Annotated in this window: 14 protein-coding genes; 7 read left to right on the forward strand and 7 right to left on the reverse strand. The window is 68.7% G+C overall.

From position 1 onward, the window contains the following. Window positions 1-134: 134 nt before the first annotated feature. Window positions 135-563: an SMU1112c/YaeR family gloxylase I-like metalloprotein gene (gene gloA2, locus FEI13_RS14965; RefSeq protein ID WP_138182326.1), complete on the reverse strand. Its 429-nt coding sequence runs from the start codon at window positions 561-563 to the stop codon at window positions 135-137. 8 nt (window positions 564-571) lie between these two features. Next, window positions 572-1,627, reverse strand: coding sequence for a histidinol-phosphate transaminase (gene hisC / locus FEI13_RS14970; protein ID WP_138182327.1), 1,056 nt, complete (start codon window positions 1,625-1,627; stop codon window positions 572-574). A 122-nt stretch (window positions 1,628-1,749) separates the two neighbouring features. On the opposite strand from hisC, the gene FEI13_RS14975 reads away from it, so the two are divergent. The 5 genes from FEI13_RS14975 (at window position 1,750) to mnmH (ending at window position 6,955) form a co-directional block, all read left to right on the forward strand. After that, entirely contained in the window at window positions 1,750-2,643 is an 894-nt protein-coding gene (locus FEI13_RS14975) for an AEC family transporter (protein ID WP_138182328.1), read from the forward strand. Between the two features lie 106 nt (window positions 2,644-2,749). After that, on the forward strand, window positions 2,750-3,196 hold the full coding sequence (locus FEI13_RS14980) for a copper resistance protein NlpE N-terminal domain-containing protein (protein ID WP_138182329.1): 447 nt from the start codon (window positions 2,750-2,752) through the stop codon (window positions 3,194-3,196). A 164-nt stretch (window positions 3,197-3,360) separates the two neighbouring features. Next, complete coding sequence (gene radA / locus FEI13_RS14985; protein ID WP_138182330.1) at window positions 3,361-4,749, forward strand: DNA repair protein RadA; 1,389 nt, start codon at window positions 3,361-3,363, stop codon at window positions 4,747-4,749. A gap of 50 nt (window positions 4,750-4,799) precedes the next feature. Continuing rightward, on the forward strand, window positions 4,800-5,837 hold the full coding sequence (gene selD, locus FEI13_RS14990; RefSeq protein WP_138182331.1) for a selenide, water dikinase SelD: 1,038 nt from the start codon (window positions 4,800-4,802) through the stop codon (window positions 5,835-5,837). After that, the gene (gene mnmH / locus FEI13_RS14995) at window positions 5,834-6,955 is read left to right on the forward strand and encodes a tRNA 2-selenouridine(34) synthase MnmH (RefSeq protein ID WP_138182332.1); all 1,122 of its coding nucleotides are present in this window, start codon (window positions 5,834-5,836) and stop codon (window positions 6,953-6,955) included. Before selD ends, mnmH begins: the two co-directional genes overlap by 4 nt. Before the next feature lie 3 nt (window positions 6,956-6,958). Here mnmH and FEI13_RS15000 read toward each other — a convergent pair whose 3' ends face one another. Beyond that, window positions 6,959-7,654: a type 1 glutamine amidotransferase gene (locus tag FEI13_RS15000; protein ID WP_138182333.1), complete on the reverse strand. Its 696-nt coding sequence runs from the start codon at window positions 7,652-7,654 to the stop codon at window positions 6,959-6,961. A 53-nt stretch (window positions 7,655-7,707) separates the two neighbouring features. On the opposite strand from FEI13_RS15000, the gene FEI13_RS15005 reads away from it, so the two are divergent. Together FEI13_RS15005 and FEI13_RS15010 are read left to right on the forward strand one after the other, a co-directional pair. Beyond that, complete coding sequence (locus tag FEI13_RS15005; RefSeq protein WP_138182334.1) at window positions 7,708-8,001, forward strand: MGMT family protein; 294 nt, start codon at window positions 7,708-7,710, stop codon at window positions 7,999-8,001. 26 nt (window positions 8,002-8,027) lie between these two features. After that, window positions 8,028-8,612 carry a YjaG family protein gene (locus FEI13_RS15010; RefSeq protein ID WP_138182335.1) on the forward strand — a complete coding sequence of 195 codons (585 nt, stop codon included), beginning with the start codon at window positions 8,028-8,030 and terminating at the stop codon, window positions 8,610-8,612. Between the two features lie 223 nt (window positions 8,613-8,835). Here FEI13_RS15010 and hisF read toward each other — a convergent pair whose 3' ends face one another. From hisF to hisB, 4 genes are all read right to left on the reverse strand, one after another. Further along, the gene (hisF, locus tag FEI13_RS15015) at window positions 8,836-9,609 is read right to left on the reverse strand and encodes an imidazole glycerol phosphate synthase subunit HisF (RefSeq protein ID WP_138182336.1); all 774 of its coding nucleotides are present in this window, start codon (window positions 9,607-9,609) and stop codon (window positions 8,836-8,838) included. 2 nt (window positions 9,610-9,611) lie between these two features. Further along, a complete protein-coding gene (gene hisA, locus FEI13_RS15020) occupies window positions 9,612-10,358 on the reverse strand; it encodes a 1-(5-phosphoribosyl)-5-[(5-phosphoribosylamino)methylideneamino]imidazole-4-carboxamide isomerase (RefSeq protein ID WP_138182337.1) in 747 nt (248 codons plus the stop codon). A 110-nt stretch (window positions 10,359-10,468) separates the two neighbouring features. Further along, window positions 10,469-11,110: an imidazole glycerol phosphate synthase subunit HisH gene (hisH, locus tag FEI13_RS15025; protein WP_138182338.1), complete on the reverse strand. Its 642-nt coding sequence runs from the start codon at window positions 11,108-11,110 to the stop codon at window positions 10,469-10,471. Window positions 11,111-11,141: 31 nt separating this feature from the next. Further along, complete coding sequence (gene hisB, locus FEI13_RS15030) at window positions 11,142-11,735, reverse strand: imidazoleglycerol-phosphate dehydratase HisB (RefSeq protein ID WP_138182339.1); 594 nt, start codon at window positions 11,733-11,735, stop codon at window positions 11,142-11,144. Window positions 11,736-11,850: the final 115 nt, after the last annotated feature.

Consider the following 11,850-nt stretch of genomic DNA (forward strand, 5'->3'; position numbering starts at 1 on the left):
CTCCCCATGGAGAGTCCCGGAGTGCCGGCCAAGTCATCGTCAGGCACCTATGCCGAGAAAACCCCGAGCTCAGCGAGTTCGGGGTTTTTTCATTCCAGGAACCCCGGCTTCTAACGAAGCTGGGGTTTCCTTGTTTATGGCTGCCCTTCCGGCGCTGGCACTTCGTACAGCTCGATCGGGGTGCCATCGGGGTCGGCCAGGAAGGTGAAGCGTGCGCCGGTCATCTCGTCGACCCGGATGGGTTCCGGTTGTGCACCCCGAGCCCTCAGCAGGTCGATACATGCCTCGAGGTCCGGGGTGGCCAGGGCGATATGCCGAAGGCCGCAGGCCTCGGGGTAGCTGGGACGTGGCGGCGGCGAGGGGAAAGAGAACAGCTCCAGCTGGATGCCCCCCGGCAGGCGCAGGTCCAGCTTGTGACTCTCCCGCTCGGTCCGCCAGGTCTCCTGGAGGATCTCGGCATCCATCACCTCGAGATAGAAGCGCCTGGCGCGGTCAAAGTCGGCGGTGATCAGTGCCACGTGGTGGACCCTGGAAAGGGGCAGTCGAGGACGTTCCTGGGTCATGGGTGACCTTAGCGACACAGGCTCTCGAGGGCCTCGATGAGGCTATCCATCTCATCATCGGTGCCGATGGAGATGCGCAGGTGGTCGCGTAGCGCGTCGGTGTTGAAGTGACGCACCAGCACGCCGCGTTCACGCAGGCCCACGAAGAGCTGGGCGGCGTCGAACGCGGGGTGGCTGACCAGCAGGAAGTTGGTCTGCGAGGGCAGCACCTGGAAGCCCAGGGTCTCGAGCCGCACCCGGGTGCGCTCGCGGGTGGTGATCACCGCCTCGCGACAGGCATCGAAGTGCTCGTGATCGCCAAGCGAGGCGATGCCCAGGGCGCTGGCCAGGCTGTCGACGGGGTAGGAGTTGAAGGAATCCTTGACTCGCTCCAGGCCCTCGATCAACTCCCGCGAGCCCACGGCATAACCCAGGCGCAGGCCGGCGAGGCTGCGCGACTTGGAGAAGGTGCCGGTGACCAGCAGGTTGGGGAAGCGCTCGACCAGGGGAGCCGCGCTCTCGCCACCGAAATCCACGTAGGCCTCGTCGACCAGCACCACCGAGTCGGTGATCCGCTCGAGCAGGCGGGCGATGGCCTCTCGCCCGTGGCCGTGGCCGGTGGGGGCGTTGGGGTTGGCGAAGATGACGCCGCCGGCCTCCTCGGGGAAGGCGTCGAGGTCGACGCGCCACTGGTCATCCAGCGGGTGAGTGCGGCGTTCGACGCCGTAGAGTCGGCAGTAGACCGGATAGAAGCTGTAGGAGATGGTCGGCATCGACAGCGGCCGCGGCTGGCGGAAGAAGGCTTGGAAGGCCAGGGCCAGCACCTCATCGGAGCCGTTGCCGACGAAGACCTGGGCGGTGTCCACCCCGAGCTCCTCGGCCAGGGCCTCACGCAGGGCGAAGGAGGTCGGGTCCGGATAGCGCCGCAGGTGGTCGGCGGAGAAATCGCGCAGGGCCGCCTCGACGGCCGGGGCCGGCGGGTAGGGGTTCTCGTTGGTGTTCAGCTTGATCAGCCGCTCGCGAGGCTGCTCTCCCGGCACATAGGGAGTCAGCTCGCGAACCTCAGGGCTCCAGAACTTGCTCATGATCACTCGCTCGAGGGGTGGGGACTGAACTCATGGTGACCCGAGCGACCCGACCGCGCAAGCCGTGCCCATGCTAGTCTCGGGGCGCGCCTTCTATCATTCGCCGCCTACGGATCCATGCAATGACCGCCCAGATCATCGCCACTCTGCTGCCCGTCTTCCTGATCGCGGGCTGCGGTACCCTCTACGGTCGCTTTCGCACGCCGGACATCCGCGGGCTGAACACCCTCAACATGGAGCTCTTCGTGCCCCTGCTGGTGTTCGCCGTGCTGGCCGACCGCCAGGCACCGCTGGCCGACTATGCCAAGCTGGCTCTGGCGGCGGCCGGGGTGGTGCTGGGTTCGGGGCTGGTGCTCTGGCCGGTGGCGAGGTGGCTGAAGCTCGAGGTGAAGACGTTCCTGCCGCCGATGATGTTCAACAACTCCGGCAACATGGGTCTTCCGCTGCTGGTGCTGGCCTTCGGTGAGCAGGCCCTGCCGGCGGCGGTGGTGCTGTTCATCGTCGAGATGCTGCTGCACTTTTCGGTCGGGCTCTACATGCTCAGCCCGCACACTCCGCTGTGGCGGCTACTGCGCATGCCTATCGCGCTGGCGAGCCTGGCCGGCCTCGCTGTCAACCTGGGCGGTGTGCCGCTGCCGGGCTGGGGGCTGGAGGCGATGCACATGCTGGGGGGCGTCTCGATCCCGCTGATGCTCTTCGCCCTGGGGGTGCGCATGCTGGATATCGACTTCGGTGACTGGCGGACGGGCCTGCTCGGGGCAGTGCTCTGCCCGCTCTCTGGGCTAGTGCTCGCCTGGCCGCTGATCGTGTGGCTAGAGCTGTCGGGGCTGCAGGCGGCGGCCCTGTGGGTGTTCGCGGCTCTGCCACCGGCGGTGTTGAATTACCTGGTGGCCGAGCAGTATCGTCAGGAACCCCACAAGGTGGCTTCCCTGGTGCTGATCGGCAACCTGGGCAGCCTGATGGTCATGCCCCTGGTGCTGATCCTGGTCTTTACCCACGTCTATCCGCCGGGGTGAGGAACGCGGCCCCGGGCGAGGCTGTCCGCTGAGCACACGAGAGGTTATGCTGTGAGGCAGGTTGCCGTGCTTCACGGCGTCATGCCCATTGGTTAGGAGGACATAAATGCAAATCAGGACCTTGCTGGTCGGCTCTGCCCTGGCCGCGCTGTTGGCCGGCTGTGCCACCGGCCCCACCGATCAGGCGGCCACCGAGATGGAAGCGACCACGGTGACCTACCAGGGCACCCTGCCGTGCCGCAACTGCGAGGGCATCGACCTCAACGTGACCCTCAACGGCGAGGAGCAGGGCGCGGCCGCGGAGCGGACCTTCGACCTGGGCGCCTCCTATCGGGCACACCCGCAGAACCCGCCGGACGAGAACTACGCCGGCAACTGGGAGGTCCTCCAGGGGACGGAGCAGGATCCTTCCGCCACCGTCTACGAACTGGTGCCCGACGGCGAGGGGCAGACCTACTACTTCCTGCGCGTCGACCCCCAGACGCTGGAGCTGATCGATCCCAACCTGCGCCGTTTCCAGAACAGCGAGATGCTGCAGCTCAAGCGTCTCTAATCCTGTGAACGAGCACCACCGGGGCGGCCTCAGGGCCGCCCCGCGTCGTTGCGGGCTCGGCGCCCGCGCGGGCGCCGCAGCCGAGGCACCCCGGCTGCTAGAATGGCCCGACGGATATCCGGGCCGTCGTCGAGAGGCCCCGTCATCGAGCGAGAGAGTGCCCCATGGCCAAAGTGAAGAGCGCCTTCGTCTGCACCGAGTGCGGTGCCGAATACCGCAAGTGGCAGGGGCAGTGCACCAGCTGTCAGGAGTGGAATACCCTGAGCGAGGTGCGCCTCGCCCCCGCGCGTCCCGGTGCCGGGCCGGGCAGCGGGGCGAGCGGTGGCGCCGGGCGCGGCGGCTATGCCGGCAGCCTGTCCCGCGAGGTAGTCGACCTCGGCAGCGTCGACCTGAGCGAGGTGCCCAGACTCTCCTCGACCTTCGAGGAGTTCGATCGTGTGTTGGGCGGCGGGCTGGTGCCCGGTTCCGCGGTGCTGCTCGGCGGCCACCCCGGCGCCGGCAAGTCGACCCTGCTGCTGCAGACCGCCTGCAAGCTCGCCCAGGAGCGCTCCTCGATCTACGTCACCGGCGAGGAGTCGCTCTCCCAGGTAGCGATGCGCGCCCACCGTCTGCAGCTACCCACCCAGGGGCTGAAGATGCTCGCCGAGACCAGCGTCGAGACGATCCTCGCCGTGGCCGAGCGCGAGCGTCCCGAGGTGCTGATCATCGACTCCATCCAGACCATGCACCTGGAGGACATCGCCTCGGCACCGGGGGGCGTGGCTCAGGTGCGCGAGTCCGCCGCCGCGCTGACTCGCTTTGCCAAGCAGTCCAATACCGTGCTGCTGCTGGTCGGCCACGTCACCAAGGACGGCAGCCTGGCCGGGCCCAAGGTGCTCGAGCACATGATCGACGCCTCGCTGCTGCTCGAGGGGGGCGCCGACTCACGCTTTCGTACCCTGCGCGGCCAGAAGAACCGCTTCGGTGCGGTCAACGAGCTGGGCGTCTTCGCCATGCTCGAGCATGGCATGAAAGAGGTGAAGAACCCCAGCGCCATCTTCCTCTCGCGCAACGAGGAGCAGAGCGCCGGCAGCCTGGTGATGGTGGTCTGGGAGGGCACCCGGCCGATCCTCGTCGAGGTGCAGGCGCTGCTCGACGAGTCGGCACTGGGCAACCCGCGGCGGGTCGCCGTGGGACTCGATCAGAATCGCCTGGCCATGCTGCTGGCGGTGCTGCACCGTCACGGCGGGCTCTTCACCGGCGACCAGGACGTCTTCCTCAACGTGGTCGGCGGGGTCAAGGTGCTGGAGACCAGTGCCGACCTGGCGGTGCTGGTCGCGGTGGTCTCCAGCCTGCAGAACCGGCCACTGCCCCGCGAGCTGGTGGTGTTCGGTGAGGTGGGCCTCTCCGGTGAGATCCGGCCGGTGCCCAGCGGCCAGGAGCGCATCGTCGAGGCGGCCAAGCATGGCTTCACCCGTGCCATCGTACCCCGGGGCAATGCCCCCAAGCGCAGCCCCGAGGGCATGGAGGTGATAGCCGTGGACAAGCTCGCCGAGGCCCTCGACGCCCTCTAAGCCCGATACACTTGAGGTAGAATGCGATGACACACGCCAAGGAGAATGAGATGAGCGCCATCCGCCTGACTCAGTACAGCCACGGCGCCGGCTGCGGATGCAAGATCGCCCCCGACGTGCTCGACGGGATTCTCGCCAAGGCGGGGCCCGGGGCCAGCCACTCGCGGCTGATCGTCGGCAACCAGGGTCGCGAGGACGCGGCCGTCTACGACCTGGGCGATGGGCGCGGCATGATCGCCACCACGGATTTCTTCATGCCCATCGTCGATGACCCCTTCGACTTCGGCCGCATCGCCGCCACTAACGCCATCAGCGACGTCTACGCCATGGGTGGCAAGCCGGTGATGGCGTTGAGCATCCTCGGCTGGCCGCTCGACAAGCTTGGCCCGGAGGTCGCCGGCGACGTGGTGGGCGGTGCCCAGGCGGTGTGTCGTGAGCAGGGGCTGGCGCTCGCCGGCGGGCACTCCATCGAGTCTCCCGAGCCGATCTTCGGCCTGTCGGTCAACGGGCTGGTCGATCTCGAGCACCTCAAGCTCAACAAGGGCGCCCAGCCCGGCGACCTGCTGTTCCTCACCAAGCCGCTGGGGGTGGGGCTGCTCACCACCGCCGAGAAGCGCGGCCTGCTGGAGGCCGGCCACCAGGAGCTGGCCCGCTCGACCATGCTTAGGTCCAACGCCATCGGCATGGCGCTGGCGAAGGTCAAGGGCGTGCACGCCATGACCGATGTCACCGGCTTCGGCCTGGCCGGCCATCTCGCCGAGATCTGCACGGCCAGTGGCGTCGCCGCCCGGGTCGACTTCCGGCGCCTGCCGCGGCTCGCCGAGGCCGAGGCCTACCGCCGCCAGGGCGCGGTGCCCGGTGGCACCCAGCGCAACCGCGAGGCGCTGGGTGCAAGCCTGCCCGCCATGGACGAGGCGCACTGGCAGTGGCTCTGTGACCCGCAGACCTCCGGCGGCCTGCTGCTCTCGGTGCATCCCTCCTGGGAGGATGACGTGCAGCGCATCGGCCGCGACCACGGCATCGAGCTCACACCCTTCGGCGAGGTGGTCAAGGCCAGCGGGCCGGCGCTGATCGAGGTGCGCGGATGAGTCTGCCGCTGGTCGAGCCGGAACTCGAGCTCCTCAGGCAAGGACGCGTGCTGATCGACGTGCGGGCGCCCGTGGAGTTTGCCCAGGGCGCGCTGCCCGGCGCCGTCAACCTGCCGCTGATGGACGACGAGGAGCGCCACCGCGTCGGCATCGAGTACAAGGAGCGCGGCCAGGACGCGGCCATTGCCCTGGGCGAGCGTCTGGTCCGCGGCGGCCTCAAGGCGGCGCGCGTCGCCGCCTGGCAGCGACTCGTCGAGGCCCATCCCGACGCCATCATCTACTGCTTCCGCGGTGGGTTGCGCTCGTGCACCGCCCAGCAGTGGCTGGCCGATGCCGGCATCACGCGTCCACGCATCCGCGGGGGCTGGAAAGCGATGCGCCAGGCGCTATGCGCGCGCATCGATGCCGCCGCCGAGCAGCCGCAGCTGGTGGTGGGCGGGCTCACCGGCTGCGCCAAGACGTCGCTGGTCCTGGCGCTGGAGGAGGGACTCGACCTCGAGGGGTGCGCCCGCCACAAAGGCTCGGCCTTCGGCCGCCATCCGCTGCCGGCGCCCAGCCAGATCGACTTCGAGCATGCCATGGGTCTGCGCCTGCTGGACCTGCCCGGGCCGCTGGTGCTGGAGGACGAGTCGCGGCGCATCGGCATGGCCAACATCCCGCTGACCTTCTGGGAGGGCATGGTCCAGGCGCCGCGCATCCGTATCGAGATGCCGCTGGACTGGCGTCTGGTGCAGATCCGCAAAGACTACATCGACGATCTCTGGGAGGTCCATCGTCGGCAGTTCGGCGACTGGCTGGGCTGGGCGCTGATGCGCAAGCAGCTCGCCGCGGCCCTCGGGCGGTTGAGAAAGCGCCTGGGCCAGGCGCGCCTGGCGAGGCTGCAGCGCCTCCAGGCGCTGGCCTTCCGCGAGCACGAGCGCGGCAATACCAGTGCCCACGAGGCCTGGCTGGCACCGCTGCTCACCGAATACTACGACCCGCTCTATCGTCACCAGCTGGAGAAACACCCCGAGCGCCACTTCCTCCATGTCGGCGACTGGGAGAGCTGCCTGGCGTTCGCCCGGGAATGGACGGCCGAGGCCCGCAAGGCGGAACGGCCCGCGCACCAGCCGGCCTGAGTCTCAGCGCGCGGCGTGACGCAGCCACTGCGACAGCAGCCGGTCGAGCAGCGGGGCGAGCCGGTCGAAGCGCTTCGGGTCGTCGAGCATCGCCCCGCGCTCCTGGGCGTGGGGGCTCATCTCGCTGCCCTCGGGCGGCGGCTGGTGATCGAGCAGTTCGGTGACGCTGGCGGCGGTCGCCTCCAGGTGGCAGAGCAGGGCCACCACCCGGCCGTCGTCCCAGGTGAAGCCCTGCAGCGGGCTCGCCGTGCTGCGGCCCAGCGCCAGGGCATAGTCGGGCAGGGCGAAGACCTCGCGGTGCCACATGAAGGCCTCGAAGGTCTCGGGCAGGTCGACGGGGCTCAGCGGGGCGAGGGTCACCCGGTGCCAGCCGGTCTCGGCCATCGTGCCCCGGGCCACGATCGCCCCCAGCGCCTCGGCGATCCGCTGGGCGCCGTAGCCGATCCCCAGCAGCGGCTTGCGGCCGTCCAGCGCCTGCGCGATGAGCTTGCGCTCCGCCCTGAGCCAGGGACGATCCCCCTCGTCGGCGCTGCCCTCGGGGCCGTCGAGCACGATCAGCGCGTCGCCGTCGGCGAGCCGCGGCGGCAGCTCGCCCGCGTCGAGATGGAAGACGGTGAAGCTGTGCCCCATGCTGGTGAGCCAGTCGGCGATCCGGGCCGGTCCCTGGTGGGGGCTGTGCTGGAGGAGATGAACATGCATGCGAGCCTCACCATATTAGCAATGCGCGGATGATAGACGGAGCGTCAGGGTACATGAAGCCCGAGCTGAGAGAACAGATCCTGACCATCCTGGCCGAGGTGCCCGCGGGACGAGTGACGACCTACGGGCGCATCGCCGCGATGACCGATGGGGCCACGCCGCGTCTGGTGGCGCGCGCCCTGCGCGAGCTGCCTGCCGGCCACGACTTGCCCTGGTTTCGGGTAATCACCGCTTCGCGACGGCTGGCCGATCACGGCGGTGCCGATGAACAGCGCCGACGCCTGGTGGCCGAAGGCGTGTTGTTCGATACCCGTGGGCGGGTGGCGGCCGACCGCCTCTGGCCCTGAGACAACGTAACCTCCAAGGAGACTCAATGAGCGGCTTCTTTCAGCGCCTCCAGCAGCTCGATCCGCGTCGCCAGCAGGCCTTCATGGCGGCGCTGTGCGAGCGCCTGCTGCCCAACTACGGCCTCTATGCCGCCACCACCAGCCAGGGCGACCCCCACGGCCTGCGGGTGATCCTGGATCTCGTCTGGGAACGGCTGGCGGTGAAGGAGGCGCGCATCGACTTCGACCGCCAGGCCGAGAAGCTGGCCGAGCTGGAGCCCCCCGCCGAGGACGATAGCTTCGGCGCGCGGCGGGCGCTGGAGGCGGTGGTCGCGCTCTCGGCGATCCTCGACACCCTGCGCGGCGAGGCCTCGGAGGCGGTGCTGGAGGTCAGCCGCGCCTCGCGCAGCGGGGTACGGGCCTACATCGAGCTCACCGAAGGCGAGGAGGATGCCGAGAGGCTCGCCGCCCTGGTGCGCGACCATCCCCTGATGGCGGACGAGAACGACTTCCAGGACGCGGTGCTCGAGGCCGTGGAGGCCGGGCCGCTGGATCGCGAGGCGCTCAAGGCGCTGCGCCGCCTGGGGCGCAACGACGGCGTCAGCAACCTGGGGCTCTCCGTCGAGGACTAGCCGCTGCCGTGATACGCCCCCAACGTTAAGGGCCCGCCGATTGGCGGGCCCTTGTCGTCTCGAATCGACCAGAAGCGAGAGATGATGAGCTTATCCGGCGTCAAGCCCCGGAGTGCCGGACCATCGCGAGGGCGCTGTGAACCCGTCCTTGGGCGCTACTTTTGACGCCCCTGGTCAAAAGACCCTCGCGCCGCCTCCCCCCGGCGCTCATCTTGAGCGACCGCTACAGCCGCATCTCGATCCCTCGCTCGGCCATATAGCGCTTGGCCTCGGGGATGGTGTACTCGCCGAAGTGGAAGATGCTAGCCGCCAGCACCGCGTCGGCACCGCCCTCGATGACGCCATCCACCAGGTGATCGAGGTTGCCCACACCGCCTGAGGCGATCACCGGCACGCTCACGGCATCGGCGATGGCGCGGGTCACGCCCAGATCGAAGCCGACCTTGGTGCCGTCGCGGTCCATGCTGGTCAGCAGCAGCTCACCGGCCCCGTATTCCACCATCTTCCTGGCCCACTCCACGGCGTCCAGGCCGGTGGGACGGCGCCCGCCGTGGGTGAAGATCTCCCAGCGCTCGGGCTCGCCCTCGGCGGAGACCTTCTTGGCGTCGATGGCCACCACGATGCACTGGCTACCGAAGCGCTCGGAGGCCTCGTACACGAAGTCCGGGTTGGTCACCGCGGCGGTGTTGATCGAGACCTTGTCGGCGCCGGCGTTGAGCATGGTGCGGATGTCGTCGCAGCTGCGGATACCGCCGCCCACCGTGAGCGGGATGAAGACCTCGCCGGCGATGCGCTCGACCATCTCCACCGTGGTATCGCGGTCCTCGTGGCTGGCCGTGATGTCGAGGAAGGTGATCTCGTCGGCACCCTGCTGATTGTAGCGCTGGGCGATCTCCACCGGGTCCCCGGCGTCGCGGATGCCGATGAAGTTGACGCCCTTGACCACGCGACCGGCGTCGACGTCCAGGCACGGGATGATGCGCTTGGCGAGTCCCATGATCAGCTCCCCTTGTGGCTGAGTGCGTCGCACAGCCGCTGGGCCTCGGCCACGTCGAGGCTGCCCTCGTAGATGGCCCGGCCGGTGATGGCGCCCAGAATGCCGTCGTCGGCGACCCTGGCCAGCGCGCGCAGGTCCTCGAGGTCGGTGACCCCGCCCGAGGCGATCACCGGCAGGCCGCCCTCGCGGGCGAGCTCGGCGGTGGCCTGCACGTTGACGCCCTGCATCATGCCGTCGCGGGCGATGTCGGTATAGACGATCGAGGAGACGCCGTCGTCGGCGAAGCGCTTGGCGAGCTCGGTGGCCTTGACCGTCGAGACCTCGGCCCAGCCGTCGGTGGCGACGAAGCCGTCCCGGGCGTCCAGGCCGACGATCACGTGGCCGGGGAAGGCGCGGCACATCTCGCCGACGAAGGTCGGCTCCTTGACCGCCTTGGTGCCGATGATCACGTAGGAGACCCCGGCCTCGAGGTAGTGCTCGATGGTCGCGGCGCTGCGGATGCCGCCGCCGATCTGGATCGGCAGATCGGGGTAGGCACGGGCGATGGCGGTGACCGCCTCGCCGTTGACCGGCGCGCCTTCGAAGGCGCCGTTGAGGTCGACCAGGTGCAGGCGGCGGGCGCCGGCCTCGACCCAGCGGGCGGCCATGGCCACCGGGTCATCGCCGTAGGTGGTGGCGTCGTCCATGCGCCCCTGCTTGAGGCGTACGCATTGGCCGTCCTTGAGGTCGATGGCGGGAATTACCAGCATGTCGGATCTCCATTCGGCGCGCTCTCGGGCGCCCTTGTTGTCATGAGTGCAGCGTCATGAGTGCGGCGGTGATGGGTGCGTCGTCGCCGCCCGGGGCATCGTAGCGCCGCTCAGGGCGTCCACTGCACGAAGTTTTCCAGCAGCTGGAGGCCGGCCCGGGAGCTCTTCTCCGGGTGGAACTGCACGGCGAAGGTAGCGTCGCGGCCGATGGCCACATGGGCAGTCACCCGGCCGTAGTCGGTGGTGCCGAACACCGTGGCATCGTCGGCGGCCTCGACGTAGTAGCTGTGCACGAAATAGAAGTGCTCGTCCTGGTCGATGCCTGCCCACAGCGGGTGATCGTGGTGCTGGTGCACCAGGTTCCAGCCCATGTGCGGGACCTTCAGGCGGTTGTCCCGCTCATCGCGCATGTCGGCGGGAAACTTCTTCACCTCGCCGTGCAGGAAGCCCAGGCAGCCGATGCCGCCGTTCTCCTCGCTGTGGTCGAGCAGCATCTGCTGGCCGACGCAGATGCCCAGCAGTGGCTTGTTCTGGGAGGCGAGCAGCTCCTCGACTAGGCCGCGCAGCTCGGTCTTCTCGAGCTCGCCCATGCAGTCGCGGATGGCGCCCTGGCCGGGCAGGATCAGGCGGGTGGCGCCGCGGATGCGGCGGGCATCCCGTGTCACGACCACGTTCTCGTGAGTGACGTGCTCCAGTGCCTTGGCGACGGAATGCAGGTTGCCCATTCCGTAGTCGATGACGGCAATGGTCATGGGGCGCTCCTCGTGTGATCGTGCGGCGGCCTCATAGGCTGCCCTTGGTGGACGGCATCTGACCCACCATGCGCGGGTCGGGCGCAACGGCCATGCGCAGCGCGCGACCGAAGGCCTTGAAGATGGTTTCCGCCTGATGGTGGGCGTTGAAGCCCCTCAGATTGTCAATGTGCAGGGTCACCCTGGCATGGTTGACGAAGCCCTGAAAGAACTCCCAGAACAGCTGGGTGTCCAGACGACCGATGCTGGCGCGGGTGAACTCCACGTCCATGCTGAGCCCCGGGCGGCCGGAGAAGTCTACCACCACGCGAGACAGCGCCTCGTCCAGGGGCACGTAGGCATGGCCGTAGCGGTAGATGCCACGCTTGTCGCCGATCGCCTGGTGAAAGGCCTGGCCCAGGGTAATGCCCAGGTCCTCGACGGTGTGGTGATCGTCGATGTGCAGGTCGCCCACCGCCTCGATGTCGAGGTCGATCAGGCCGTGGCGGGCCACCTGATCGAGCATGTGATCGAGGAAGGGCACGCCGGTCTCGCAGGCCAGGCGCCCCTCGCCGTCGAGGTTGATGGTCACCGTGATCTGGGTTTCCCGAGTGTTCCGGGTAACCGTGGCGATACGCTCTGACATGTCGGATCTCCAGCGCCTGGGCGCGCGTCGAGTCGAGAGGGGCCGGTGAGGCTCACCGGCCGGCAATACAAAGGGGCGTCGGGCGCTGTGCCTGACGCCGAGCGCCTGCCATTAT

The sequence above is a fragment of the Halomonas urmiana genome, from assembly GCF_005780185.1.
Classification (GTDB): domain Bacteria; phylum Pseudomonadota; class Gammaproteobacteria; order Pseudomonadales; family Halomonadaceae; genus Halomonas; species Halomonas urmiana.

What these genes read in the sequence shown, in the direction of transcription:
- hisC (WP_138182327.1), bottom strand. Translation starts at nt 1,627, where the DNA reads ATGAGCAAGTTCTGGAGCCCTGAGGTTCGCGAGCTGACTCCCTATGTG.
- selD (WP_138182331.1), top strand. Translation starts at nt 4,800, where the DNA reads ATGAGCGCCATCCGCCTGACTCAGTACAGCCACGGCGCCGGCTGCGGA.
- hisA (WP_138182337.1), bottom strand. Translation starts at nt 10,358, where the DNA reads ATGCTGGTAATTCCCGCCATCGACCTCAAGGACGGCCAATGCGTACGC.
- FEI13_RS14980 (WP_138182329.1), top strand. Translation starts at nt 2,750, where the DNA reads ATGCAAATCAGGACCTTGCTGGTCGGCTCTGCCCTGGCCGCGCTGTTG.
- gloA2 (WP_138182326.1), bottom strand. Translation starts at nt 563, where the DNA reads ATGACCCAGGAACGTCCTCGACTGCCCCTTTCCAGGGTCCACCACGTG.
- FEI13_RS15005 (WP_138182334.1), top strand. Translation starts at nt 7,708, where the DNA reads ATGAAGCCCGAGCTGAGAGAACAGATCCTGACCATCCTGGCCGAGGTG.
- hisB (WP_138182339.1), bottom strand. Translation starts at nt 11,735, where the DNA reads ATGTCAGAGCGTATCGCCACGGTTACCCGGAACACTCGGGAAACCCAG.
- FEI13_RS15010 (WP_138182335.1), top strand. Translation starts at nt 8,028, where the DNA reads ATGAGCGGCTTCTTTCAGCGCCTCCAGCAGCTCGATCCGCGTCGCCAG.
- FEI13_RS14975 (WP_138182328.1), top strand. Translation starts at nt 1,750, where the DNA reads ATGACCGCCCAGATCATCGCCACTCTGCTGCCCGTCTTCCTGATCGCG.
- hisF (WP_138182336.1), bottom strand. Translation starts at nt 9,609, where the DNA reads ATGGGACTCGCCAAGCGCATCATCCCGTGCCTGGACGTCGACGCCGGT.
- mnmH (WP_138182332.1), top strand. Translation starts at nt 5,834, where the DNA reads ATGAGTCTGCCGCTGGTCGAGCCGGAACTCGAGCTCCTCAGGCAAGGA.
- FEI13_RS15000 (WP_138182333.1), bottom strand. Translation starts at nt 7,654, where the DNA reads ATGCATGTTCATCTCCTCCAGCACAGCCCCCACCAGGGACCGGCCCGG.
- radA (WP_138182330.1), top strand. Translation starts at nt 3,361, where the DNA reads ATGGCCAAAGTGAAGAGCGCCTTCGTCTGCACCGAGTGCGGTGCCGAA.
- hisH (WP_138182338.1), bottom strand. Translation starts at nt 11,110, where the DNA reads ATGACCATTGCCGTCATCGACTACGGAATGGGCAACCTGCATTCCGTC.